Here is a 25,364-nt window from a genome sequence, read left to right on the forward strand (position 1 = left end):
GAGCAAACTGTTTGACGAGCTTGCATGTATCAATTAAAAAAGCCCCGCAGATTGCGGGGCTTTTTTGTGCGGCGCGGCTTTATCGGCTTGCGCGCAGCGGATGGAATCGAGCCTTAGTCACCGTTCGCCTGGGTATTGCTGCTGTCGAGCGAGCCATAGAACTTCACCTTCGAACGGGCGCGCAGCGCTTCGACATATGCCTCGGCTTCAGACTGAGCGTCCACTTGCGCAATCTGTTGCTGCGCAGCAGCCAAACGCTGCGGATCGATCGGCGCACCCGCAACAACCGCGTTCACGCGATAGATCGCATAGCCGTCGTCACCCAGGTCCACACCGACGTACGCAGGTAATTTTTGCGCGTCTGCCTTGTAGATTGCACTCAATGCGGCCGGCGGCACGCCTTGCGCGTCGTTGCGCGAAACCTTCAGCGGCGACGAAAAACCTGCCGTGGACTTCGACTTCTCGAACTCAGCCAGCTTCGCGATGCCATCCTTGTGAGCGGCCTCGTCCGACTGAGCGGCAATCACCTTTTGACGTACTGCATGCTTGATGGCGTCGAGCGCCGGCACGGCTGCGGCCTTGTAGTCGGTCACACGCGCTGCGATCAGCGTGTTACCGCCGACGTCGATCGCTTGCGTGTTGTTGTGCGCGGTCACTGCATCGTTTGCAAAGACAGCAGCCAGGAACTTCGGATTGTTCAGCGGGCTGTCAGGCGGCAGCTTCGGATTTGGCTGCGGCGTTACCGTGGCCGTTTGCAGTTGCAGCTTGTACTTGTCGGCGGCCGGCTGCAGGCTCTTCGCCTTCTCGTAGACGATCGATGTGAAGCCTTCCGAGTCGTCGCTGAATGCCTTGCTTGCCAGTTGCGTCTTCAGGTCTTGTGCGATCTGATCTTTCACTTCGTCGAACGGCTTGGTGACGGCCGGCTTCACGTCCGTGACCTTGACGATGTGATAGCCGAAGTCGGTCTGCACAATGCCGCTGATTTCGTCTTTCTTGAGACCGAACACGGCGTCGTCGAATGCCTGGCCACCGGCGATCATGCCGCGGCCGAAGTAACCCAGATCGCCGCCCTTCGACGCCGAACCCGGATCCTGCGAATCCTGTTGCGCGATCTGCGCGAACTGATCAGGATGCGCCTTGACCTGTGCGAGCACCTCTTCGGCCTTCTGCTTCGCCTTGGCCTTGTCAGCCGCGCTCGCATCTTTCGGCGCCGAGATCAGGATGTGACTCGCGCGCACCTGACCGTCCGTGCGGTAATGCGCGATGTTGTCGTCGTAGTACTTTTTCAGATCAGCATCGCTCGGCTGCACGGCGGCAGACAGCGTTGCCGGCGACATCACCAGGTACTGGATCGTAGCCGTGGCCGGCGTGGCGAAGTCGTTGCGATGCGCGTCGTAGTACGCCTGCAGTTGCGCATCCGTCGGCTGGATCTTCGCGGCGTAATCACGCGGATGGAATGCGATGCCCTGCACTTCGCGCTGCTGTTCGGCGAGCTCGGTCAAATGCTGCGCGAGGGTCTTCGACGTGAACGCGCTGCCTTGAATGCTGGCCGGCAGTTGCTGCGTGGCGAGACTGTAGCGCACACGTTCGTCGTATTGATCGGGCGTCATGCCCTGCATTGCAAGCAACTGCTTGTAGCGGTCGACGTCGATCGAGCCGTCAGGATTCTTCAGCGACGAAATCACCGGATCGTTCAGCAACACGCGGCGTACGGCGTCGTCAGAGGCGGTCAGATGGAGGCGTTGCGTTTCATCGGCCAGCACGCGTTGCTCGATCAGGCCGTCGAGCATTTCGCGACGGCGTTCAGGCGTATCGAACGACTTCATGTCGAACTGCGCGCCGAGCATCTGACGGGCACGGTCGAGTTGCTGACGCATCGCGTCGTCATACTCCGCGCGCGTGATCTTATGACCGTTGACGCTGGCGACGTTTGCACTTTCGTCAAAGAAGCCGCGGAAGCCTTGAATGCCCACGAAACCCAACCCCGGCACAATGACGAGGATGAGCATGAACATCATCAGGCGTTTGTGATTGCGGAAAAAATCGAGCATGCGTAAAGGGAGTGCCAAAAACAGAACGCCCGATCTTACAACAGCGGGCAATAAAAAAGGCGAACCGGAGTTCGCCTTTCGAGGATACTGGCGGAGTGGACGGGACTCGAACCCGCGACCCCCGGCGTGACAGGCCGGTATTCTAACCGACTGAACTACCACTCCTTATATTCCGACTGCGCTGAAGCACTTGAACGAATCTGAAACTGGTGGGTGCTGAGAGGCTCGAACTCCCGACCTACGCCTTGTAAGGGCGCCGCTCTACCAACTGAGCTAAGCACCCGTTTCACGATTCAGTGCTTCTGCATTTGCCGCCTGATTTGCATCCCTCAAGCAGCAAGCCCGTTAGTTTAGCGCATCCTTCAGAGCTTTGCCAGGCCTAAATTTAGGGACCTTTGCCGCCTTGATCTTGATCGCGGCACCAGTGCGCGGATTACGCCCCGTACGCGCGGTACGTTTGCCCACGGCGAACGTACCAAAACCGACCAACGTCACCGAACCGCCCTTCTTCAACGTACCTTTGACCCCACCGATCACGGCATCCAGTGCGCGGCCCGCCGCGGCCTTCGAAATGTCGGCTTGCTGCGCAATGTGATCGATCAATTCCGTTTTGTTCATTCCAACCCCCGAGAATGTTTATGGCAATCGTGACGGCGCTCTGTAGCACCTGGCATCACGCGGCTGGCGGCTAATGCCGAGCCGACTCATTAGAATTGGCCGAAACCCTTGTGTCAAGCGGGGTTGAGCCTGATTCAAGAGGATCTGCGATGGGTTTTTATAACCGGCTGTTGTCGCGAATCGATGCTCGCACAACCAATCAATGACAAAAGACGCTCGGTGCTCACAAGGTGGGACGGAGCACATGCCCAGCCGGTATTTTCATTTCTCGTGGGCAAAAAAAACCCGCGACCGAAGTCACGGGTTTTTTGGAGCAAACAGCTTTCGCTGTCAACCGACTTAATGCTTCACGACTTCCGTCGCGCCGGCGTCCTTACCGGGCTCCCCCGCAGCGACGGGCGCTGCCGGCTTCACCTCCTCTTCCGGCAATGCCTGAGGCACACGTTCGAGCGCCAGTTCGAGCACCTTGTCGATCCACCGGACCGGCACGATCTCGATCGCGTTCTTCACGTTGTCCGGAATTTCCGTCAAGTCTTTGACGTTTTCTTCCGGAATCAGCACCAGCTTGATACCACCGCGATGCGCCGCCAGCAGTTTTTCCTTCAAGCCGCCGATCGGCAGGACTTCACCGCGCAACGTGATTTCACCCGTCATCGCGACATCGGCACGAACCGGAATACCGGTCAATACCGACACCAGCGCCGTGGTCATCGCGATACCGGCAGACGGACCGTCTTTCGGCGTCGCGCCTTCCGGCACGTGGATGTGAATGTCCTGCTTCTCGAACGCTTCGTCCTTGACACCCAGACGGCGCGAACGCGAGCGGACCACCGAGCGCGCAGCTTCGACGGATTCCTTCATCACGTCGCCGAGCGAACCCGTGCGAATCACATTGCCCTTGCCCGGCATCACCGCGGCTTCGATGGTCAGCAAATCGCCGCCCACTTCCGTCCACGCCAGACCCGTGACCTGACCGACCTGATTTTCCTTGGCGGCCAGACCGAAGTCGTACTTGCGCACGCCGAGGAAGGTGTCGATATTGCCACCGTCGACCTTCACCGCGCCTTCCGCTTTCTTCAGCAGAAGCATCTTCACGACCTTGCGGCAGATCTTCGAAATTTCACGCTCGAGCGAACGTACGCCCGCTTCACGCGTGTAGTAACGAATGATGTCGCGGATCGCCGCCTCGGTTACATCGACCTCGCCATCCTTGAGGCCGTTGTTCTTCTTCTGCTTGGGCAACAGATAGCGTTGCGCAATGCTGACCTTTTCGTCTTCCGTGTAACCCGACAGACGGATCACTTCCATCCGGTCGAGCAGCGGCGGCGGAATATTCAGCGAGTTCGACGTCGCCACGAACATCACGTCCGACAGATCGAAATCGACCTCGACGTAGTGATCGGCGAACGTATGGTTCTGTTCCGGATCGAGCACTTCCAGCAGCGCCGAGGACGGATCGCCGCGGAAATCCTGGCCCATCTTGTCGACTTCGTCGAGCAGGAAGAGCGGATTGCGCACGCCGACCTTGGTCAGGCTTTGCAGAATCTTGCCGGGCATCGAACCGATATACGTACGACGGTGGCCGCGAATCTCGGCCTCGTCGCGCACGCCGCCGAGCGCCATACGCACGAACTTGCGGTTCGTAGCGCGTGCGATCGACTGACCCAGCGACGTCTTACCGACACCCGGAGGCCCAACGAGGCACAGGATCGGCGCCTTGACCTTGTCGACACGTTGCTGGACCGCGAGATACTCGAGAATGCGTTCCTTCACTTTCTCGAGACCGAAGTGGTCTTCGTCGAGCACGCGTTCCGCATTCGAGAGGTCGTTGTTGACCTTGCTCTTCTTGCGCCACGGCAAGCCGATCAGCGTATCGATGTAGTTGCGCACGACCGTTGCTTCAGCCGACATCGGCGACATCAGCTTGAGCTTCTTCAGCTCCGCGTCGGCCTTCTTCTTGGCTTCTTTCGGCATGCGGGCAGCCGTGATGCGCTTCTCGAGTTCCTCGAGATCCGCACCCTCTTCGCCTTCGCCCAGTTCCTTCTGGATCGCCTTGACCTGTTCGTTCAGGTAGTACTCGCGCTGGCTCTTCTCCATCTGGCGCTTCACACGCCCACGGATGCGCTTTTCAACCTGCAGGATGTCGATCTCGGCTTCGAGTTGCGCGAGCAGATGCTCGAGGCGCTCGATCACCGGGAACATCTCGAGGATGTGCTGCTTCTGGTCGAGCTTGAGCGGCAGATGCGCCGCGATCGTATCGGCCAGACGGCCAGCCTCGTCGATGCCTGACAGCGACGTCAGGATCTCCGGCGGGATCTTCTTGTTCAGCTTCACATACTGGTCGAACTGCGACACGATCGCGCGGCGCAGCGCTTCAGTTTCAGCGCTGTCGGCGTGGTCGGGTTCGAGCGGCATGACTTCGCACGAAAACTGCGTTTCCTGCTCTTCGATGGAAAGCGTTTTCGCGCGCTGCAAGCCTTCGACGAGCACCTTAACGGTGCCGTCGGGCAGCTTAAGCATTTGCAGGATGTTGGCGACACACCCTACTTCATACATGTCCTTTTCGGTCGGCTCATCTTTCGCAGCCGTTTTCTGGGCGACGAGCATGATGTGCTTACCGCCTTCCATCGCTGCTTCGAGAGCCTTGATCGACTTCGGGCGGCCTACGAAGAGCGGAATCACCATGTGCGGGAAGACGACTACGTCGCGCAGCGGGAGCAGCGGGAGCGTAATGCGTTCCGGCGGAAGGAGTTGGGTTCCTGACATTTCATTTCCCCATGAGTGGAATCAGTTCGTTCGATAGGTGAGGCCAGCAGAAAAGATTGCAAGCCTCCGCGTGTGGGAAAAGTTCAGTGACTCCGAAGGTTCAGTGACTCCATAGTGAAAACAACCATCCTGACCACACGATAAACGAAAAAAGCCGTTCACGTTGCCATGAACGGCTTTTTTTGCGTAACCCGAAAGCCGATCAGTTCGAACCCGCCACTTTGGGCGCGTCTTCGTAGATCAGTAGCGGTTTGCCGTCGCCGTCAATCACGTTGTCGTCAATGATGACCTTGCTAACGCCTTTCATTTGCGGCAGATCATACATTACGTCAAGCAACGCCTGTTCGAGGATCGAACGCAGACCCCGGGCACCCGTCTTGCGGCGGATTGCCTTACGTGCCACAGCTTGCAACGCACCCGGGCGAATTTCGAGCTCGACGCGTTCCATGTTGAACAGCTTGTGGTACTGCTTCACCAAGGCATTCTTCGGTTCGACCAGGATCTTCATCAACGCCGTTTCGTCGAGCTTGCCGAGCGTGGCCACCACTGGCAGACGGCCGATCAGCTCAGGAATCAGACCGAACTTGATCAGATCTTCCGGCTCCACTTCGCGCAGCACTTCGCCGGCGTCGCGGTCCTGCTTGCTCTTCACGCTTGCGCCAAAGCCGATACCGGTCTTCTCGGTACGGTCGACAATGACTTTCTCCAGACCGTCGAACGCGCCACCGCAAATAAACAGAATATTGGTGGTGTCGACCTGGATGAAGTCCTGATTCGGATGCTTACGGCCACCCTGCGGCGGCACCGACGCCATCGTACCCTCAACCAGCTTCAGCAAGGCCTGCTGCACGCCTTCGCCCGACACGTCGCGGGTAATCGACGGGTTGTCGGACTTGCGGCTGATCTTGTCGATCTCGTCGATGTAGACAATGCCGCGCTGGGCCTTGTCCACTTCGTAATTGCAGTTCTGCAGCAGCTTCTGGATGATGTTCTCGACGTCTTCACCGACGTAGCCGGCTTCCGTCAGCGTCGTTGCGTCGGCAATGACGAACGGCACGTTCAGAAGGCGTGCGAGCGTCTGCGCGAGCAAGGTCTTGCCGGAACCGGTCGGGCCGATCAGCAGGATGTTGCTCTTGGACAGTTCGATCTCGTCCTTCTTGTCGAGATGCTTGAGGCGCTTGTAGTGGTTGTACACCGCAACCGCGAGAATCTTTTTCGCGCGCTCCTGACCGATCACGTACTGGTCGAGGATTTCGCGGATTTCCTGCGGGCTCGGCAGATCGGACTTGGACAAGCCGGCCTCGATGCCCGCGCCTGCAGCCTCATCGCGGATGATTTCGTTGCACAGGTCAATACATTCATCACAGATGAACACCGACGGGCCTGCAATCAGCTTTTTGACTTCATGCTGGCTCTTACCGCAAAACGAGCAATACAACAGCTTTTCGCTGTTAGAACTTTTCTTGTCCGCCATAGATGTGTGAGCCTCCGGACACTCGATTACATGATACGCCGTTTGCCCCGGCCTCGCAGTTGGGGCGCGGCGGGACGTGAGCCAAGGTGACGGCGTTTGCCGCAGGCGCTCGGACGAGTCTTGATTATTTCACAACCGATCCGATGACGGCCTCACCCCGTTTCAGGGCAAGACCGCACGGACGATTCAACGGACATTTCAGGGACGCTTGTGCGCCACCTGGTCAACCAGACCGTAAGCTTGTGCGTCATCGCCGGACATGAAATTGTCCCGGTCGGTGTCGCGTGCGATACGCTCGACAGGCTGGCCGGTGTGATGCGCGAGCAGATGATTCAGCCGTTCCTTCAGGTACAGGATTTCACGTGCCTGGATTTCGATGTCCGACGCCTGGCCGCGCGCGCCGCCCAGCGGCTGGTGAATCATCACGCGCGAATTCGGCAGCGCAAAACGCTTGCCCTTTGCACCGGCTGCCAGCAGGAACGCACCCATGCTAGCCGCGAGGCCCATGCACAAAGTCGACACGTCCGGCTTGATGAATTGCATCGTATCGTAGATCGCCATCCCGGCCGAAACCGACCCGCCCGGGCTGTTGATGTAGAAACTGATGTCCTTGTCCGGGTTTTCGCTTTCAAGGAACAACATCTGCGCGACGACGAGATTGGCCGTCTGGTCGTTTACTTCGCCTACCAGGAACACGATCCGTTCCTTTAGCAGACGCGAATAGATGTCATACGAGCGCTCACCGCGGCCGCTCGTTTCCACGACGATCGGCACCAGTCCGAGCGCCTGCGCTTCGAGATCCCGCGAGGACTGGGAGGTCAGCGTGTCCAGCATTTGGGCGCGAAAGGTCATGCAATGGATCCTTGTCTGGAAATATTCTAAATATCAGGTGCTAGACAGGTGCGGCCGGCGAGACCGTATTCAAGTGCCCGATCAGCGCGAACGCGGTGTGCCACGCCGCGTGAAACGCGCCATGCAAAACGCAACGTACTTTCACAGCACAAAAAAACGGCGTGCGAGCCGTCGCTCCGACAGCCGGCACGCCGTTGCAGCGACGCTTACGCTTGCGCCGTTGCGCTTGCCAGTTCTTCGAAGCTAACTTCCTTGTCCGTCACCTTGGCCTTGCTGAGGACGAAATCGACGACGTTGGCTTCAACGACGTACGCTTCCATTTCTGCAAGGCGTTGCTGATTGGAATAATACCAGCGGACGACTTCCTTCGGGTCTTCGTAGCTTTTCGCGAATTCGTCGACTTCGGCACGAATCTGCTCCGGCTTGGCTTGCAGCTCATTGGCCTTGACCAGCTCGGCCAGCACGAGGCCCAGCTTCACGCGGCGCTCAGCCTGTTCCTTGAACATCTCAGCCGGGATCGGTGCATCAGCGGCGTTCGGCACACCACGTTGCTCGAGGTCCTGACGCGCCATAGCGACCAGACGCTCCTGATCCTGTGCGATCAGCGCGTTCGGCACGTCGAGTTCCGAGATCTTCAGGAGCGCGTCCATGACCTGGTTCTTGACGATCGCTTGCGTGCGGCGTTTCGCTTCGCGCTCGAGATTGTCTTTGATCTCAGCGCGCATCTTGACCAGATCGCCGTCTTCGATACCGAGCGACTTTGCGAATTCCGCGTCGATTTCCGGCAGGTGCGGCCACTCGATCTTCTTCATCGTGATCGTGAACTGCGCGGTCTTACCGGCGACATCCTTGCCGTGGTAGTCGGCCGGAAAAGCCAGGTCGAATTCCTTCGCCTCGCCGACCTTCAGGCCTAGCGCCGCCTTTTCGAACTCCGGCAGCATGCGGCCTTCGCCCAGCACGAATGCGAAGTCTTCGGCGCTGCCGCCCTGGAACACTTCACCGTCGATCTTGCCGACGAAGTCGACCGTCACGCGGTCGCCGTCTTTCGCTGCCGTGTCCGCGCCGCCGTCGCCGTGCTCGCCGGATTCGCCGCGAGCGTGGAAATGCACGCGCTGCTTGCGCAGGATGTCCAGCGTGCGATCGATTTCGGCTTCGCTGATGGTGGTCGTGGTGCGCTCGATTTCAGCCGTGGCGACGTCGCCCAGCTTCACTTCCGGATACACCTCGAAGGTCGCGTCGAACGCGTAGTCGTTTTCAGCAGCGTCGGCCTTCGGCGCGAAGCTCGGCTGACCGGCAACGCGCAGGTTTTCCGCGCGGCTGATGTCGAAAAACTCCTTGCCGACCTTGTCGCTCAGCACTTCAGCTTCAACCTGGCCCGAATACTGTTGCGTCACCATCTTGAGCGGCACCTTGCCCGGGCGGAAACCCGGCATGCGCACGTTCTTCGCGAGTTGACGGATACGCGAGTCCACTTCCTTCTGCACGGCGTCCTTCGGCAGGGAAATCGTTACGCGGCGTTCGAGCTTGCCGAGGTTTTCAACAACGTTAGCCATGGCTTCAATCGTCCTAAAATTATTCGAGCGAATCAGTTATCTTCTGCGTGCCGCTTTTCGATGTCGCTTCGCATCGCGCGTCGCATCAATTCGGCGCCTGCGCCGCGGGCTTGCAGGCCACCGGCAGCACGGTTGGGTCCAAAGAGCCGAATATTTTAGCAAACTATTTGCGCGCTTAGCCGGGATTCGACAATTGCGCGCGTTTTTATCGGTGTTGGAACCGCTTTTGAGGCTGTTTTTCACCTGTTTGCGATTCGCCGGTAACTCTTACGTCTGCCCTTGCGCTTAGCCTGCCCGTTTCAAGTCCGGTTGCAATGGTGCGCGTGCAGTTTGACGGCACTTTCCAGCGGCTTACCGGCTCACCGGCCAACGCGCGCCGGCAAGGCCGGCCGATTCGCCAGCCGCACCTGGCGCACCTGGCGCACCTGGCGCACCTGCCGCCCGCGCCGCGCCCGTGCTTTCCGTGCGCGCTCCCATGGACGATTCCGGCTATGCCGTTCGACATATTCAGTCCACGCGCCCATGCTGATAAGCTAACGGACGCGCTCGGGGCTGCGCGCTCATCCGATCAATTCACCCGCCCTCGCAACGACTCCAACCATTCAGAGACACCATGCCGAATTTGCCGTCCTCGCCTGTCGTCGTCATTGCTCCCGATTCCTTCAAAGGTTCGCTCAGCGCGGAACAGGTCGCGCAGGCGATTGCGTCCGGCATCCAGCGCGCCCGGCCGGACGCCAGCGTGCGTATCTGCCCGATGGCCGACGGGGGCGAAGGCACGCTCGACGCCATGCTCACAAGCGGCGGCGAACGCCGCAAGCTGAGCGTGCGCGGCGCGGCCGGTCCGGTGCGCGAGGCACTGACAGGCCTGCTGGCGGATGGCAGCGCGATCATCGAAACAGCGGAAATCGTCGGCATTACCGATCCGGTCGGCATGGGCGTGCCGGTCGAGGCGCGCAGCACCCGCGGCATGGGCGAAGCGATTCGCGCCTTGCTCGATGCCGGCGTGCGGCGCTTTTTCGTCGCGCTCGGCGGCAGCAGCACGAACGACGGCGGCGCCGGCTTGCTGGCCGGCCTCGGCCTGAAGCTTTTCGACGCGCAAGACAAGGAACTCGACGCGACGCCGGAGCAACTCGCTCGCGTGGCGCGCGTCGACGTATCGCAACTGGACGCCCGCCTCGCGGACACGCAGTTCGTCGGCATGTCCGATGTGGACAATCCGCTGACCGGCGATCACGGCGCGACCGCGGTATTCGGACCGCAAAAGGGTGTCAAGCCGGAACAGGTTGCTTCGATCGACGCCGCCCTCGCCCGCTTCGCCGATCTGCTCGAGGCGGCGCTGGGGCGCACGGCGCGCGACCAGCCGGGCGCGGGCGCGGCCGGGGGTCTCGGCTTCGCGCTGCACATGCTGGGCGCGCAGTTCGAGCCGGGCGCGGAAACCGTCGCGCGGCAGATCGGTCTGGACGCCGCGCTTGAAGGCGCGAACTGGCTGATCACCGGCGAAGGACGCTCGGACGTGCAAACGCTGCACGGCAAGGCGCCGTTCATCGCGTGCCGTCATGCGCAGGCTGCGGGTGTGCCGGCCACGCTGCTCTCCGGCGCGGTCGACTCCGCGGCGCTGCCGCGCCTCGCCGAATACTTCAGTGGCTGCTTCTCGCCGGCCCCCGGGCCGATCACGCTCGAAGTCGCAATTCGCGATGCGGCGCGCCTGCTGGCCGACGAAGCCGAACAGTTGACGCGTTTGAAGTACGGCGCGCGTTGACCGGAGGGGACGGTTGCGGCAACAATCACAGCGCCACAACCGCGCCACTTATCACGGGACAACCATGAAGGCCTCCGCCAAAGCCGGACTCGAGCAGTTCCTGACGTACCGTCTGCATGTCCTGAACAAACTCGCCGAGCGTGGCATTAGCGTGCGCTATCAGGACAAACTCGGTGTGACGTTGCCTGAAGCGCGGGTGATTGCATCAGTGGGCTCGTTCGGACCGTTTTCAATCATGGACCTGGCGCGGCACGCCAACCTCGACAAGAGCCAGGCGAGCCGCGCGGCTGAGGCATTGATCAGGCAGGGACTGGTGAAACGCGAGCCGAGCGCCGAAGACGGCCGCGTCGTGCTGGTGTCGCTAACCCCCGAAGGCCGCGCGCTCTATCGCAAGGTGATGCCGATCGCGCGCAAGTGGAACGGGGATATGTTCGACTGCCTCGACGAACAGGAAAAACTCGCGTTCGGTCAGGCGCTCGACAAGATCATCGAGACAATTTCCGTCCACGAGGGGTAAGCAAGGGCACGACGTCCCGTCAGTGCTTTGCGGGGCCTTGAGCGTGGGCGTTGGCGTTGGCGTTGTCGCGGCCTGCATCGCCAGCTGCAGCGCTTGCCGGGTCTGATCCGCCAGACACCTCGCCTGCCGATCCACCAGCAGCGCCCGCGTCACCGGTTCCGGCCGCTCCGCCCGTTGCACCCGCTCCACCCGTTGCACCCGCTCCGCCACCGGCCACACCGCCAGGCTGAGCCTGAACGCCACGCGCTAGCCGCCAGGCAATCGCACCCAGCGAGCCGACAGCCAGCAGCAAGGCCGCCCACAACATGTAGCGCCGCGTCGCGTCGGGGTCTTTACCCGATGCCTGCGCATCATCTCCCAGCTCAACAGGAAGCGCCTCACCCAGTCTCGCTGTGGCAGCAACCGATGACGTTCCCATCAACAGATCCGCCCGGCTCAGCGCCGACGACACCGCGGCCGCGCTCCCCACCGCCAGCGTGAAAGGCGGGGCGCCACGCGCGACGAAGGTGAGCGTCGCCGGACGCCAGCCCGCGGCGACGGTCAACGTGCCGCTTCCCAAACCGCCATTGCGCGTATCGACCACCACTCGCCATTGACGATCCGTGTCAGGGGCCAGCTCAAGCGATGGATTGCTTTGCTCCACCGCGCCGTTGTGCAAACGGAACAGCGTCGCGCCCGATACCTCTCGCCAGGCCGCCTCCAGCCCCGCACGCGAGTAGACGACGGCGGGCGCCACGGTATTCGGCTGTGGCAGGTTCAGGCGCAAACGATCGACGGGATAAGGGCCGCCGGTCTCGAAGAAATATTCGCCGTCTTTCGGACCCGCGCGGGCAACGATGCCGACGCGCCATTCCCGTTGAGTATCCGCGCTCCGCGCGCTTTCGGCGCCGGCCGCCTGTATCTGGGCATCGATCGATTCGATGTAGGGCGCGCCGTCGAGCCAGTGCAAACGCAGATAACGCGCGCGCATGCCGGTGAGCTCGATACGGTCCTGGCTCAGCGTGCTGCCGTTGTAGCTCACCTTGAGCAGTTGCGCTTCGCCGGCGGGTTGCCAGCTGCGCAGATCGTCACTCGATTCGACGCTGACACGCCCCTGGTAGTTGTCATCGCGCACATGGACGACCAGTGCATCGATCCGGGCGCCGCCCCGCGTCTCGCGCGCGAGATCGATCAACTCGGCGTCCTGCTGCTCGCGTGACGGTGGTGCGGAGGTTGCACGCAGCGACCCGTCGGCGGCGATGGTCACGCCGAGTGGCGCGCGGGTTCCGCCCGGCGCGGCGGACGGCAACGGAAACCAGCGCACCGGGCGCAAGGTAGCCGGCGCCCGGGAGGGCTCCCGCGGCGCGTCGAGCGAATACGGTACGGGCTCGCCCGCACCATTGAACACGCGCACATCGCCGAGATCGCCGCGCTGGCTGGCGGCGTACACGGCAGCCGGAAGCGTCACGCTGTAATAGGCGGCGCCGCTTTCGAGTTCAAGCGCAAAGCGCTGCGCAAACCTATCCGCCGCCACGGCCGCCGTCGACAACCACGCTGACGAGATCGCAAGACACCACCCCGCCGCTATCAGGACACGCTTCATTGCTCAGCTTCCAGAACCACTGCTTTGGGCGGCAACGGCGAGAAGTAACCGATCAGCAGCAACATCAGTCCAATACCGATGAACGATACGATCCGCTCGATACCGGTCACGTGTGACAGATCGAACAGGAACAGCTTGACGACAGTGGCTGCCAGCAGCGCGCCGCCGATGAACCAGAAAATCCGGCTGGCTCGCCTCGTCGCCCAGATCATCATAGCCAATGCGCAGACGGTCCAGAATACCGAGACCGAAGCTTGCACGAGCATCGAGTGCGACATGTCGTCGAGCTGGTATGGCACGCCGATCCAATGATGCAGCGTGCGCAGCAGCATCGCGTTGAGCCAGACGAATCCGGTCGCGCCGACCGCTACCTGCAACGGCACACGATATTCGCCGATCGGCACACCGAGGCGGTTGATGCGGATGAGCCACAACGCCGCCAATGCAAAGATCACCGCCTGCACCAGGTCGAGCGGATTGAGCAGCGGCAAGCGCGCCCACGCGCCGCCATCCTGTGTCAGGTTCGCATAGAACGTCCACATCCACATTACCAGCACAAGCGGCGTCGAGGCGATCGCGCACACCCGCACGATGCTGTCGCGGCGCGCAACCCACAACCCCGCAAAGGCAAACGCACTCCAGCCAACCAGAAACACCTGCTGGAAATTGAACGACGCCAGCACCGCATCGATATCGTACGCTGCATGGAAATGATGATGCAGCGTGCGCAGCAGCAACGCATTGAACCACAGGAACAGGGTCGCGAGCACCGCATAGTCGAAGGCCCGCGGATGCCAGTGCACGCCCAGCGCGCGCAGGCGCCGCAGCCAAACGGCACAGGCGACCAGCGCGAGGATCTGCGCGACGTCCAGCGGATTGAGAATCGGCAGCCAGAAGAGCGGCGCGGCGCTGCCGTCGCTCGTCACGCTCGCGATGCTCCACACCCATAGCAGGACGGCGAGCGGCGCTGCGCCCCACACCTGATACGCCTGCAGGAACCGCGCGACCGGCCAGCGCAAACGATGCCCGACGCCCGCCATCAGCAGCAGCAGAATGCCAAAGCCGTACGCCCACGCGCTCCAGCTCCATGCGCCTTCCGGCACGTACGCACGCAAGCCCCAATAGCCTTCGAGGGCGACGAGCGCGGCGGCTGTCCAGAACATCAGCACATGCAGGACAGCAAGCACCCGGTCGCTAATGTCGCGCTGCTGACGCCACAGCAGCGCGTAGGCGGCAACCACGACAACCGCGCAGACCAGCCAGCCGTAACCGCCGACCGGCGCCATGCTCAACATGAACAGACTCAATGTCAGCAAAGCGAGCACCGGCACGAGTGCCAGCGCAGGCAGTTCGGCAAGCGGCCAACGCAGCTTGCGGTGCGCGCCGTGCGCAAGCCACGCGGTTAGAACGGCGAACAGCGCGATGACGGCAGTCTCGAAACGATCGCGGTCGTACGCAAGGTGCGCGTGCGCGTACGCGTGGATTTCGTGCAGCCCGCCACAGATCCACCACAACAGTCCCCACACCCCGGCGACGAGGCCGATCTGCGGCATCCATGCGTGCCACGCGCCCGCTTCGCTGCGGCCATGCAAGCGCCATCCCGTGAAGATGCCCGCGATCGCAATCAGCACGGTCGCAATGTACGCGCCGTTCAGGACCGGCCATGCATGCGCGCTGCCGATCTGCGCGTACGTGCCGACAGCATACGCGGCCGCCGCGGCCAGTTGCATCAGCAGCCCAAAGCCGAAGGCACTCAGGCGCCGTTGGCGCACCGCGAGCCACGTGATCGCGGCGCCTTCGATGGCCCAGGTCGCGCTGGTGGTCGGTCCGGTGAAAGCGAGCGGCACGGCGAGTGTGGCGAAGATCACGGCCAGCGCGAGCATCGCTTCGAACATCATGCCGAGGCGCGCGCGCCGCGGCGCCAGCCAGCCCGCGACCGCCAGGTAGAAAGCAGCCAGCGCGACCGCGCTCCACGCCAGACCGAATTCGGTGCCCTTCATCAGGGCCGCTTGCAGACCGATCGCGACGAGCGGCGTGCCGAACACCAACGTACCGTCGACGTAATGCTTGAGCGCGATCTCACGGCGCAGCGCATAGAGCAACGCGATGCCGACATACATCAGGAAAAACAGAATCAGGAACGGCTCCGTGCTGGCCAGCAATTCAGGCCGGTAAGCCGTCACGCCCCACGCGGCGCCGATCGAGAACGTGAACACGAAGCCAAGCAGATTCAGGGGCCGCCACGCCTTGAACCACGCAATCGCGAAAATACCTGCGTTGAGTAGCGCGTAGTAGCTGAACAGCATCACGTGACTACCACCGCCCGTCGACAGGAGTAGCGGCGCGAGGAAGCCGCCCGCACTCCCCATGAAGGCCAGCGACGATGCGTTCTGGCGCACCGCCAGAAATGCGCTCAGGCCGCAGATCGCGATCATCAACGGCAAGGCGGCGCCTGCCGGCAGCAGATGATAGAGCCGGGTTGCGGCGAACACGGTCAGATAAAGCGCGCCGACGCCGCCGCCCTGCAAGATAAGCCCGTACGCTCCGCGACGCTCGCCAATGCGCCACCCGAGCCCGAGCAGGACGGTCGCGGCGAGCGCCACGCCGGCCAGGCGGAATTCGATCGGCAACAGACTGTTGTCCGCGGCGTATTTGAGCAGGAACGCAATGCCGAAGAACAGCACGACGATGCCGACCCGCACAACCGTGTTGCCACCAAATAGCCAGTCGCGAGCGCTTTTGAAGAGGCGTTCGACGAGACCGGGACCGCGCGGAGGCGCGGGCGGAGTTTGCGCGGGTATCGGTGAATCGGCAGACGGCGACAACGCTGCGGGGTTGTGTGGCTGGCCATTCAGCGTGCCCGCTACGGCCGATCCGCTCGATGCAAGCGCTGCGGCCGGCTCCTGCGGCGTGACTGCGCTGGCGCTCACCGTCGGGCGCAAGGCTGCCGGCTGCGGCGGCGTGACTGCACGCTCGCGACGCGACTGCTGCCCCGCTGCGGGCGGTATCGCGTAAGGATGCGATGCGAGCGTGTCAGGACCCCGCCCGGACAACGTCGACTCACCATCCTCACTCGCGGTCGCCGACGCGCCGGTAACCCCGGCGCGCAATGCCCGGATCTCACCGCGCAGAACGACAATCTCCTGCTCCAGTCGCTCGACGCGCGCAGCGAGTTCGCTGGATGGGCTGCCGGCCGGGTAGTTCAGGTTATCGGACGCCGCCGGTTTGGACACGGGGTCGCTTACGGGCCGTGCAGACTGCTTTTGCAGCAGACGTGCGAGCGCAACGCCAGCCATCCCCCCCGCCAATGCACCGAAACCAATCGAGAAATCGTTCGACACGGCGGCTACTATCCCGATCACCGCGCCGATCAGGGCAAATATCACGCTCATCGCATGCCTCTATTATTGTCTTCAACTGCGAGATCCGTTTGTCGCACGGATTAATCCGAAACCATTGCGCCAGCAAACCAGCGAAAATCGGCGCGCAGAATACCATGTAAGTCGAGTCGCGAACCACGCTTTTGAAGCACTGCGTGAACGAAATCAAATGGCGGCGCCTATTCACCAACGCATATCTCTTTTTCGCCAGTTTTTTTGCTAACTTCACACGGCTTTTTTTCGCAGGATTAATCCGGGGAGGGCTACCGGCGATTAGCGGAGGCCCGCGCGGATGCGCCGACCGTCGTGGTTCAAACACGTGTGAGCCACGCCCGGCCTAAGCGGACCCAAGCAGCCATTTCTTAATCCATGCGTTCAATGCCGATCACGTGCGAATTAACAATCCACACAATATGCATCGCAACGGATGCCGCGTGAATTCAGGCACAGCGCGCTGAACATCCGATTGTCTGGACAAATCCGGCAGCCGCTCTCACCTACGCCCGCATCCATATTGTTTAGCAGATTAACTGCGTTTAACGCCTTTGCCACACTTCCAGAGCGGCAGGTCCGGCCAACCCGCCAGGTTCGCGGCAAGCCATCAACCATGTCAAAATTCGGGATCGGCCTACAGGCCTTCTATCACCCCATTTCATCCAGGGAAGCTTCAGTGGACATCAACAAACAGGTAGCGGCCCTCACCGCCTCAGAACTTCAAACCGCCGGCGCGAGCCAGGCGACGGCGATCGCCGTCAGTGTGCTGCTGCGCCATCTGCGCTCGCCCGAATTGGTCAAGCTGTTGTCGTCGGCGTTCGAAAACCACCAGGCGGTCATGCTGCAAACGCCGTGGCCCGATCCGATGCTGCACGCGTTCGATTCGACTCGCCGCTTTCTCGAAGGCGCCGCACAAGCCGAACTGCCGGGCACGCAAACCGAACCGCCGTCGGCCGCGCCGGACGCCTGAGCGCTGCCGGACACGCGCCGTTCGATACACGTCGAGTGAAAAACAAAAAACCCCGTCAGTCCAAAGACTTAACGGGGTTTTCTGCTACTTTTCCGCTACATACGGATGGTGCGAGGGAGGGGACTCGAACCCCTACACCCTTGCGGGCGTCAGGACCTAAACCTGGTGCGTCTACCAATTTCGCCACCCTCGCAGCCGGGCAAAGCGCTGCGCGTTCCGCCCGATGTCCTGCATGCTCATGAGCGCGTCAAAATCCGCGCCCGAAAGCGTAAGCGCGAGATTCTAACCGATTGATTCGCGCTTGTCTGCATTTGCTCATGCATCTGTCCAACAGACGTCGATGCTACAATTTTTGGCTAAACGCGCGCACCCCGTGCCCTCTACGCCGCCCTCCCCACATTCCAATCCCGTGAATTTCGACGAATATTGCCAGCAGAAAGCGGCGCCGCCCGGATCGAGCACCTACTATGCGCTTCGGCGGGCACCCGCGGCAAGCCAGCCGCTCCTGACCGCGCTGTTCGCGCTGCGCCGCGAATTCGAGGAAACCGTAAAAGAAGTCAGCGATCCGGCAATCGGCCGCACCAAACTCGCGTGGTGGCAAAACGAGCTCGCCGCGCTGGCTGCGGGCTCGCCGTCGCATCCGGTTTCAAAGGCACTGGCAGCCTATCTGCCCGATGTGCAGGCCGCCTATCCGGCGTTGCAGGCGTTGCTCGCCGGCTTCGAAATGGACCTCGACCAGGCACGCTATCTCGACTACCCGAATCTGCGGCGCTATGTGCAGGGCGTGGGCGGCACCTTTGCATCGCTGGTCGCGCGCGCGACGGCAAAAAACGCCGCAGAGGCGTCAAGCTGGGCGGCACCGCTCGGCGAAGGGCTGCAGCTTGCCCAGTTCGTTGTCGAAACCGGCAATGATGCACGTCACGGCCGCATCTATATTCCGGTCGATGAAATGCAGCGCTTTAACGTCACTGCCGCCGACCTGATCAACCGGAAATATTCCGACGCTTTTACCGAGCTGATGCGCTTCGAAACCAGGCGGGCTCGCGATGCGGTGCGGGCAGCACTCGCCGCCATGCCCGCGCATGAGCGACGCACGCAGCGCACGTTGGTCGCGCAAGCGGCACTCGCTCTCGCACTGCTGGATGAGATCGAACGTGACGGCTATCACGTACTGCATCAGCGCATTGCGTTGACGCCGATCCGCAAGCTCTGGCTTAGCTGGCGCGCCAGGTAAGCGGACAGTAAGCGGACAAATAGACAAACGGACCCCGGCCCAGGCGAACGGCCGCCGCGTCATGCTGGGAAGCGCGCACGGTCCCTTGTCAGACGCGCAGTAAGGGCAGCGGCTCGAACCGCTGCTGCAGGATCGCGGACGAATCGAGCCCCCACCAGGGGCCGAGCACGGTCGCATAGAGTTGCTGAAAATCGATGCCGACCGGCAAGTTGCCATTGCCGTCCAGGCGCGCGAGCACCGGCGGCAAGCCGTACAAACCGCCCCGCACTCGCCCGCCCATCACGAAATGCGGCGCCACGGTGCCGTGGTCCGTGCCGTTGCTCTGGTTCTCACGCGGGCGCCGGCCAAACTCGGCATAGGTCATCACCAGCGTCTCATTCCAGCGGCCGAGTTCCACCAGCGCCGACTTCATCGACGCAAACCCTTCGGCCAATTGCTTGAGCAGCGCCGCTTGCTGGCCGGGCTGGTTCTGGTGCGTATCGAACCCGTTCAACGTCAAACGGATCACTGCGACGCCTTGTCCATTACGCGGCTGCCCTTGCGGCGTATCGCCGGCGGCGAGCACCTGCATTGCCGTCCTGATCGAACTGCCGAACGCACCGCCGGGAAACGCCGTCTTCAATTGCGCCTGAGCTTGCGTAGGACGCAGGCGGTCGGCGGCTTTCACGATATCGTTCTCGACGTCGAGAATATGCGCCAACTCCGGATTACGCTCGTGCAGCGACACCGGTGTGGCGAGGCGCGAGGCTTTGACGAATTGCTCAGGATTGACCAGCGCGATCGCGCGCGCGCCGTTGGCGAACGGCCCCATTTCGGCGCTGCCGATCACCACGCCGTCGGCGGCAAAACCGGTAGGTACCGGCGTCTGCGCGAACGCACGGGTGAGCCAGCCCTCGCGCAGGTATTGGTCCGAACGCGACGCGGTGTCCCAGATCTCGATCGAACGGAAATGCGACAGGTTCGGTTGCGCGTAGCTCACGCCCTGCACGATCGCCAGTTGACGGCTTTGCCAAAGCGGCATCAACGGCTGCAATGACGGATGCAAGGCGGTGCGCTCGTCGAGCTGAATCGCCTGCTCGCGTTTGATGCCGATATTTTTTCGTAGCTGATAGTAAGTGGGATCGGCAAACGGAATCACGGTATTCAAACCGTCGTTACCGCCCTTCAGTTCGACGAGAATCAGCAGGTTGCTGTATCCGCGATTCGCTGAGCCGCCGGGCGTTGCCATCTGCGCACCGAAGGCGCGCGGCAACCAGAGCGTTGCGCTGGCGGCCGCGCCCATCGAGAGAAAGCTGCGTCGTTTCATCCTGCACCTCGTTCGCTTGTCATGGCGCGCGTCGGGTCGCCTTCGACGGATCGCTGGTTCGCGTGGCCGATCCGGGTTAAACGGTTGAGCGGCTCGATTCCGTCGCCTGCCGCAGTCGCTTACCTCAACCCATAAGCTCGCTGCTCATTTCAACTCTCATTTCAACTGATAAGCCGGGTCCATCAGCAACGCCTCCAGATAAGCACTGGCGGTCGAATCGGTAGCAATGGCATCGACCGGCGTGAGCGGCAACACCGCATGCTGCAGTTGCAGCTCCACCGACAAGCCCGGCTTGGCCGTCGGCGCGGCGTTATATTGCGCAAGCCATGTGTCGATATCAAAGCGTACGCCACCTCGGGCTGGCTGGCCGACTCGCGCCATCGCGCGCTGCATCTGCGGATTCGCCTGCATCTTGCCGGGTACGCCGCTTGCCGCGATCTTGGGGTTCATCGGATTGCCGGTACGCCGCAGGCCGGCGGTTTCGGTCGCACGAAACAGTTGCTCGACGAATTGCTTGCGTGCAAGCAGGGTCGAACTATTGATCCATATCGTGCCGCCCGGCCACCCTTTGACGTTTGGCGGATAGAACAGGTTCTCGCCGAGCGTGCGGATCTCCGCGGCGAACGGCGCCGTGTTGTCATAGCCGATATCGAACGCGCGCAGGGTCCCCACGACGAACTCCGCCGGCGATTTCACCAGCACGCCGCGATCGTTGTCGTCCCAGAACGCGTCGCTCATGAAGAGGCCGCGCAGCGCGACCTTGATATCGTAATGACTTGCGCGAAACTGCGCGGCGATCGGTGCGATGCGGGCGGGATCGGGGGTATCGGAGACAAACTCGCGCCACAGCCTGGTCGTGACGAAGGTCGCGGTTTCAGGCCGCGCGAGCAGGATGTCGAGCACCTGATCACCGTCGAACGGACCGCTTTGCCCCAGCACGGTCTTGTTACCGTCGTCGTGCTGGTTGGCGCGCCATACATACGCGTGCGTGTCGGGGTCGAGGCCCCACCCCGTGTAGGCACGCGCGGCTTCCGATACGTCGCGCTGCGTGTAATGCCCTTCGCCGAGCGTGAACAACTCCATCACCTCGCGCGCGAAGTTTTCGTTGGGTTTGCCCTTGCGATTGCTCGCGCCATCCAGGTATTGCAGCATCGCCGGATCTTTCGCGACGTCGTGCAACAGTTCGCCGAAGTTGCCGAGCGCGTCCCGGCGCAACAGCATATTCTGCTGCGCCATCTCCTGCGGATACGCGACCTTGTCCTGCCCCGACGTGAAGAGGTTGTGCCAGAAGAGCGTCATGCGTTCGGTCAGCGGCGACGGCGTGCTCAACATCTCCCGCACCCACCATGCACGTAATATTTCGTAACGCTGGCCGCGCTGCCGCTGCTCGTCACGGCGTTGATCGTCCGTCCACGTCTTGCGGGTGTCGCGTGTCGGGATCGGCTCGAGGACCCATTCAGGCAGCGGCGTCACGGCTTCGGTTCGGACTGTGGCCAATACTTTGTCGACGGCCTGCTCGCGCGTGAGTCCAACGTATTGCGCGAGCTCGCCGCTATCGGGCGCGAAGCCGACTCGAGTCAGGAAGAAGCGCGCATCATCGGCATCGAGAATGTCCTGTTCTGCGGGGGCAACGGAGGATGCGGCAGATGCCGTACGATGCCTGTTGTGGGAGACATGAGTGGCGCCGTGCTGCTCGGCCGGCGCCGACGCACACCAGGTCGCGGCTGCGAGCGCAGCGGCCGTCACTGCTAGCCAGCGTCTACCCTTACCGCCTGTCAGCATGTTCATTATCGATTGTCCGGTTGAGCCGGTTGAGCCGGTTGAGGAGCGTCACGAAAAGGCGTTAGCGCGCACAAAAACCGCGCTGTGCTCTGGCAACACAACGGCAGATGGAAGGGGAAAGTTGACGGGGGAAGTGCAACGAATTCTTTCAGCCACGGCGAAAGCGCGACCGGACGCACCCCGAGCGGGCACGGAAATAGCTAGCGCTTGTAGAGTTCGCGGACAGCGTCTTCGATATGCTGCCGCAACAGACGCCGCTCGTCGGGCGTCATATGACCATCACGGCGACGTTGATCAAGATCGGGGGGAACTGCTGTGCGCAGCATTGCATCTGAGGCGGGGCGCTCGACAGTGGGGCTGTGCCGGTTTGCTCTGGAATTGGCCTGCCTTGGCACGCGTTCGCTCGTCGCTCTCTCGGCCGAAGGCTGGGCGTGGGCGAACGTTGACCCGAGTGTGCCTGCAAGCGTCCCGGCTACCGCCAGTGCAATTACGCTTAGGCGCACATTCGGCCAAACCCCTCCCTTCATGTTGTTCCCTTCGTGGCGCGGCAACCGGCTACCTCAAATGCGTATACAGACCCCGGTAGCGAGCCGGGTGCGAGAGTTTTAGTCGAGTGAAGTATCCACCGAACAGCCGCATTCAGTAAAGGAGTCTACCTGCCGATGCTTTACGTCGTGCCACAGTGCGGGTAAATTTTGTAACTGACTGTAACTCCGAAAACGATGCAACCGCGCACCACTTTCTAATCGCGCTAAGATGCCGACCATGGAAACTAAAAACCCTTCGAAAATCCTCGTCGTCGACGACGATCCGCGCCTGCGCGATCTGCTGCGCCGCTATCTCGGTGAACAGGGCTTCAATGTCTATGTTGCCGAGAACGCGCCGTCCATGAACAAGCTCTGGGTGCGCGAGCGCTTCGACTTGCTGGTGCTCGATCTGATGCTGCCCGGCGAGGACGGCCTGTCGATCTGCCGTCGCCTGCGCGGCAGCAACGACCGTACGCCGATCATCATGCTGACGGCCAAGGGTGAAGACGTCGACCGTATTGTCGGGCTCGAAATGGGCGCCGACGACTATCTGCCCAAGCCGTTCAACCCGCGCGAACTGGTCGCGCGGATTCACGCGGTGCTGCGCCGCCAGTCGCCGTCGGAGTTGCCGGGCGCGCCGTCCGAGACCACCGAGGTGTTCGAGTTCGGCGAGTTCGCGCTGAATCTCGCCACTCGCACGCTCACCAAGGCCGGCCAGGAAATTCCGTTGACCACGGGTGAGTTCTCGGTGCTGAAGGTGTTTGCGCGCCATCCGCGCCAGCCGCTGTCGCGTGAAAAGCTGATGGAACTGGCTCGCGGCCGTGAATACGAAGTCTTCGACCGTAGTCTCGACGTGCAGATTTCGCGTCTGCGCAAGCTGATCGAACCTGATCCGGGCAGCCCGCGTTTCATCCAAACCGTCTGGGGTCTCGGCTACGTGTTCATTCCTGACGGTGCAGCCTGAGTTTGTTCTCACCTACAGTTTTTGATTTCAAATAAGAAGGGCCCATGCGGATCGACCGGCGCCTCCTGACGCTCGCGTTCGGCGGCCTTTTCTGGCGGACCTTTCTGTTGATCGCGCTGTTGATCGCAGTCAGTCTCGCCGCGTGGTTCCAGAGCTTTCGGGTGATCGAACGCGAGCCGCGCGCGCAGCGCGTGGCTTTGCAGCTGGTCGCCATCGTCAAGCTCACGCGCACCGCACTCCTCTATTCCGATCCCGACCTGCGGCGCGCGTTGCTGCAGGATCTGGAGAGCAATGAAGGGGTGCGCGTGTACCCGCGCGAAACCACCGACAAGTACAAACTCCAACCCGACGAGTCGCTGAACCGGCTGATCGAGCACGACATTCGCGGCCGTCTCGGCGACGACACGGTCATTGCGCAGAGCGTCAACGACATTCCCGGCGTCTGGATCAGCTTCAAGATCGACGACGACGATTACTGGGTGGCGCTCGACCGCGATCAACTGGACAACGCAACGGGCCTGCAATGGGCCGGCTGGGGGGTGTTCGCGCTGGCGCTCTCGCTGTTCGGCGCGGCCTTCATTACCAGTCTGGTGAACCGTCCGTTTGCCCGGCTCGCGATGGCTGCGCGCAAGGTCGGCTCGGGCCAGTCACCGGAGCCGCTGCCCGAGCGCGGCATGGGCGTGGCCGCCGAAACCAATCGCAGTTTCAACCAGATGGTGCAGGACCTCGAACAACTCGAGGCCGACCGCGCGCTGATGCTCGCGGGGATCTCACACGATCTGCGCACCCCGCTCGCACGGCTGCGGCTGGAAACCGAGATGAGCCCGTCCGACCAGGCGACGAAAGACGCGATGGTGGACGACATCGAGCAGATGGACATGATCATCGGCCGCTTCCTCGATTACGCCCGTCCGGTACAGCGTGTGCCGGAACCGGTCGATCTGTCGGTGATCGCGGGCGAACTCGCAGCGCGGATGCAGAGCGAAGACAGCATGCGCCTGATCACGCGGCTCGCGCCCTCGGCGGTGATCGAGGCGGACGAGACCGATATGCGGCGGGTGGTTGGCAATCTGCTGGAAAACGCCCGCAAGTATGGCCTGAGCGACGGCGACGGCATCCCGCATGTGATTCTGGAAACGCGGGTGTCGCACTCGCGGGTCGAACTGTCAGTGGTCGACGAAGGGCCCGGGATTCCCGAAGATCAGTTGTCCCTTGTCACGCGCCCGTTCTATCGCGTGAATTCGGCGCGCACCCAGGCAAACGGCACGGGCCTCGGCATGGCCATCGTCCAGCGGCTGGTAGGCCGTTATCGCGGCGCGCTGCGCCTGCGCAATCGCACGCCGGGTCCGGGGCTGGAGGTCACCATAGAATTTCCGCTCGCAAAAGGCGCCTGAATCCCACGAAGGAGCACTCGCATGAAAACCGTCGGCGATAAACTCGAAGCGTTCACCGTGACTGCCGCCAAGCCCGGTTTCAACGATTACGAAGAAAACGGCATGTCGGCGTTCGAAGAAATCACCGAACAGTCGTTTCCCGACAAGTGGAAAATTATCTATTTCTACCCGAAGGATTTCACGTTCGTGTGTCCGACGGAGATCGTTGAATTTGCCAGACTCGCGAAGGATTTTGAGGAGCGCGACGCCGTGCTGCTAGGCGGCAGCGTCGATAATGAGTTCGTCAAGCTGGCATGGCGCCGCGAGAACAAGGATCTGAACAAGCTCAACCACTATTCGTTCGGTGACGTGAAAGGCGAGTTGATCGACCAGCTTGGTGTACGCGACAAGGAAGCCGGCGTGGCGCTGCGTGCGACGTTTATTGTCGATCCGGACAATACGATTCAGCACGTCTCGGTCAATAACCTGAACGTCGGCCGCAACCCAGCAGAGGTATTACGCCTGCTGGACGCGCTGCAAACCTACGAAGAATGCGCTTGCAACCGCCCCGTGGGCGGATCGACGTTGTGATGCAACAGATTCGATAAAAAACCCGCGGCGCCTGAAAAGCAGCAGCGGGTTTTACGAGGCCCATAAAATCG

Annotated in this window: 18 protein-coding genes and 3 tRNA genes; 7 read left to right on the forward strand and 14 right to left on the reverse strand. The window is 61.9% G+C overall.

The window, feature by feature from the left end; all coding sequences use genetic code 11:
- Window positions 1–113: 113 nt before the first annotated feature.
- The 8 genes from AC57B6_RS14395 to tig all read right to left on the reverse strand — a co-directional run bounded on the left by AC57B6_RS14395 (window position 114) and on the right by tig (window position 9,314).
- Complete coding sequence (locus AC57B6_RS14395; protein WP_496421576.1) at window positions 114–2,069, reverse strand: SurA N-terminal domain-containing protein; 1,956 nt, start codon at window positions 2,067–2,069, stop codon at window positions 114–116.
- Between the two features lie 70 nt (window positions 2,070–2,139).
- A tRNA-Asp gene (locus AC57B6_RS14400) sits at window positions 2,140–2,216 on the reverse strand.
- Window positions 2,217–2,258: 42 nt separating this feature from the next.
- Window positions 2,259–2,334: transfer RNA gene (locus AC57B6_RS14405), tRNA-Val, on the reverse strand.
- 62 nt (window positions 2,335–2,396) lie between these two features.
- Entirely contained in the window at window positions 2,397–2,669 is a 273-nt protein-coding gene (locus AC57B6_RS14410; RefSeq protein ID WP_007585907.1) for an HU family DNA-binding protein, read from the reverse strand.
- A gap of 339 nt (window positions 2,670–3,008) precedes the next feature.
- Window positions 3,009–5,435 carry an endopeptidase La gene (lon, locus tag AC57B6_RS14415; RefSeq protein WP_028196588.1) on the reverse strand — a complete coding sequence of 809 codons (2,427 nt, stop codon included), beginning with the start codon at window positions 5,433–5,435 and terminating at the stop codon, window positions 3,009–3,011.
- Window positions 5,436–5,637: 202 nt separating this feature from the next.
- A complete protein-coding gene (gene clpX / locus AC57B6_RS14420) occupies window positions 5,638–6,909 on the reverse strand; it encodes an ATP-dependent Clp protease ATP-binding subunit ClpX (RefSeq protein WP_028196589.1) in 1,272 nt (423 codons plus the stop codon).
- A 198-nt stretch (window positions 6,910–7,107) separates the two neighbouring features.
- The gene (gene clpP, locus AC57B6_RS14425) at window positions 7,108–7,761 is read right to left on the reverse strand and encodes an ATP-dependent Clp endopeptidase proteolytic subunit ClpP (protein ID WP_007182010.1); all 654 of its coding nucleotides are present in this window, start codon (window positions 7,759–7,761) and stop codon (window positions 7,108–7,110) included.
- A 206-nt stretch (window positions 7,762–7,967) separates the two neighbouring features.
- Window positions 7,968–9,314 (reverse strand): trigger factor, encoded by a 1,347-nt coding sequence (gene tig, locus AC57B6_RS14430; RefSeq protein WP_028196590.1) that lies wholly within the window; start codon window positions 9,312–9,314, stop codon window positions 7,968–7,970.
- A 613-nt stretch (window positions 9,315–9,927) separates the two neighbouring features.
- On the opposite strand from tig, the gene AC57B6_RS14435 reads away from it, so the two are divergent.
- Both AC57B6_RS14435 and AC57B6_RS14440 read left to right on the forward strand, forming a co-directional pair.
- Window positions 9,928–11,073 (forward strand): glycerate kinase, encoded by a 1,146-nt coding sequence (locus AC57B6_RS14435; protein WP_444516554.1) that lies wholly within the window; start codon window positions 9,928–9,930, stop codon window positions 11,071–11,073.
- 64 nt (window positions 11,074–11,137) lie between these two features.
- Window positions 11,138–11,590 (forward strand): MarR family winged helix-turn-helix transcriptional regulator, encoded by a 453-nt coding sequence (locus AC57B6_RS14440; protein WP_028196592.1) that lies wholly within the window; start codon window positions 11,138–11,140, stop codon window positions 11,588–11,590.
- Window positions 11,591–11,609: 19 nt separating this feature from the next.
- Here the strand turns inward: AC57B6_RS14440 and AC57B6_RS14445 are convergent, their stop codons facing one another.
- Complete coding sequence (locus AC57B6_RS14445) at window positions 11,610–13,172, reverse strand: DUF3999 domain-containing protein (protein ID WP_496421577.1); 1,563 nt, start codon at window positions 13,170–13,172, stop codon at window positions 11,610–11,612.
- Entirely contained in the window at window positions 13,169–16,564 is a 3,396-nt protein-coding gene (locus tag AC57B6_RS14450; RefSeq protein WP_496421578.1) for a DUF2339 domain-containing protein, read from the reverse strand. The genes AC57B6_RS14445 and AC57B6_RS14450 overlap by 4 nt, the downstream gene beginning before the upstream one ends.
- Before the next feature lie 658 nt (window positions 16,565–17,222).
- Between AC57B6_RS14450 and AC57B6_RS14455 the strand changes: the two genes are divergently transcribed.
- Window positions 17,223–17,516 carry a hypothetical protein gene (locus AC57B6_RS14455; RefSeq protein WP_028196595.1) on the forward strand — a complete coding sequence of 98 codons (294 nt, stop codon included), beginning with the start codon at window positions 17,223–17,225 and terminating at the stop codon, window positions 17,514–17,516.
- 106 nt (window positions 17,517–17,622) lie between these two features.
- Here the strand turns inward: AC57B6_RS14455 and AC57B6_RS14460 are convergent.
- Window positions 17,623–17,709 (reverse strand) — tRNA-Leu (locus AC57B6_RS14460).
- 216 nt (window positions 17,710–17,925) lie between these two features.
- Between AC57B6_RS14460 and AC57B6_RS14465 the strand changes: the two genes are divergently transcribed.
- Window positions 17,926–18,750 carry a squalene/phytoene synthase family protein gene (locus AC57B6_RS14465; protein WP_106353189.1) on the forward strand — a complete coding sequence of 275 codons (825 nt, stop codon included), beginning with the start codon at window positions 17,926–17,928 and terminating at the stop codon, window positions 18,748–18,750.
- A gap of 88 nt (window positions 18,751–18,838) precedes the next feature.
- On the opposite strand, the gene AC57B6_RS14470 is transcribed toward AC57B6_RS14465, so the two are convergent.
- The 3 genes from AC57B6_RS14470 to AC57B6_RS14480 form a co-directional block, all read right to left on the reverse strand.
- Window positions 18,839–20,056: a DUF1501 domain-containing protein gene (locus AC57B6_RS14470; protein ID WP_496421579.1), complete on the reverse strand. Its 1,218-nt coding sequence runs from the start codon at window positions 20,054–20,056 to the stop codon at window positions 18,839–18,841.
- 156 nt (window positions 20,057–20,212) lie between these two features.
- Entirely contained in the window at window positions 20,213–21,844 is a 1,632-nt protein-coding gene (locus AC57B6_RS14475; protein WP_496421580.1) for a DUF1800 domain-containing protein, read from the reverse strand.
- Between the two features lie 194 nt (window positions 21,845–22,038).
- Window positions 22,039–22,365 (reverse strand): hypothetical protein, encoded by a 327-nt coding sequence (locus tag AC57B6_RS14480; RefSeq protein ID WP_081833058.1) that lies wholly within the window; start codon window positions 22,363–22,365, stop codon window positions 22,039–22,041.
- A 229-nt stretch (window positions 22,366–22,594) separates the two neighbouring features.
- On the opposite strand from AC57B6_RS14480, the gene ompR reads away from it, so the two are divergent.
- The 3 genes from ompR to AC57B6_RS14495 are packed head-to-tail and all read left to right on the forward strand — an operon-like array spanning window position 22,595 to window position 25,293.
- Window positions 22,595–23,329, forward strand: coding sequence for an osmolarity response regulator transcription factor OmpR (gene ompR / locus AC57B6_RS14485; RefSeq protein ID WP_006048917.1), 735 nt, complete (start codon window positions 22,595–22,597; stop codon window positions 23,327–23,329).
- 44 nt (window positions 23,330–23,373) lie between these two features.
- Window positions 23,374–24,723, forward strand: coding sequence for an ATP-binding protein (locus AC57B6_RS14490; RefSeq protein ID WP_028196599.1), 1,350 nt, complete (start codon window positions 23,374–23,376; stop codon window positions 24,721–24,723).
- A gap of 21 nt (window positions 24,724–24,744) precedes the next feature.
- Complete coding sequence (locus AC57B6_RS14495; protein WP_028196600.1) at window positions 24,745–25,293, forward strand: peroxiredoxin; 549 nt, start codon at window positions 24,745–24,747, stop codon at window positions 25,291–25,293.
- Window positions 25,294–25,364: the final 71 nt, after the last annotated feature.

It is taken from the genome of Paraburkholderia sp. BGA-UO-ETr-F12, assembly GCF_059567945.1.

Bases quoted from the DNA above. Each gene is read 5' to 3' on its own strand.
- AC57B6_RS14410 (WP_007585907.1), bottom strand. From the start codon at position 2,669: ATGAACAAAACGGAATTGATCGATCACATTGCGCAGCAAGCCGACATT.
- lon (WP_028196588.1), bottom strand. From the start codon at position 5,435: ATGTCAGGAACCCAACTCCTTCCGCCGGAACGCATTACGCTCCCGCTG.
- clpX (WP_028196589.1), bottom strand. From the start codon at position 6,909: ATGGCGGACAAGAAAAGTTCTAACAGCGAAAAGCTGTTGTATTGCTCG.
- clpP (WP_007182010.1), bottom strand. From the start codon at position 7,761: ATGACCTTTCGCGCCCAAATGCTGGACACGCTGACCTCCCAGTCCTCG.
- tig (WP_028196590.1), bottom strand. From the start codon at position 9,314: ATGGCTAACGTTGTTGAAAACCTCGGCAAGCTCGAACGCCGCGTAACG.
- AC57B6_RS14435 (WP_444516554.1), top strand. From the start codon at position 9,928: ATGCCGAATTTGCCGTCCTCGCCTGTCGTCGTCATTGCTCCCGATTCC.
- AC57B6_RS14440 (WP_028196592.1), top strand. From the start codon at position 11,138: ATGAAGGCCTCCGCCAAAGCCGGACTCGAGCAGTTCCTGACGTACCGT.
- AC57B6_RS14445 (WP_496421577.1), bottom strand. From the start codon at position 13,172: ATGAAGCGTGTCCTGATAGCGGCGGGGTGGTGTCTTGCGATCTCGTCA.
- AC57B6_RS14450 (WP_496421578.1), bottom strand. From the start codon at position 16,564: ATGAGCGTGATATTTGCCCTGATCGGCGCGGTGATCGGGATAGTAGCC.
- AC57B6_RS14470 (WP_496421579.1), bottom strand. From the start codon at position 20,056: ATGAAACGACGCAGCTTTCTCTCGATGGGCGCGGCCGCCAGCGCAACG.
- AC57B6_RS14475 (WP_496421580.1), bottom strand. From the start codon at position 21,844: ATGAACATGCTGACAGGCGGTAAGGGTAGACGCTGGCTAGCAGTGACG.
- AC57B6_RS14480 (WP_081833058.1), bottom strand. From the start codon at position 22,365: ATGAAGGGAGGGGTTTGGCCGAATGTGCGCCTAAGCGTAATTGCACTG.
- ompR (WP_006048917.1), top strand. From the start codon at position 22,595: ATGCCGACCATGGAAACTAAAAACCCTTCGAAAATCCTCGTCGTCGAC.
- AC57B6_RS14490 (WP_028196599.1), top strand. From the start codon at position 23,374: ATGCGGATCGACCGGCGCCTCCTGACGCTCGCGTTCGGCGGCCTTTTC.
- AC57B6_RS14495 (WP_028196600.1), top strand. From the start codon at position 24,745: ATGAAAACCGTCGGCGATAAACTCGAAGCGTTCACCGTGACTGCCGCC.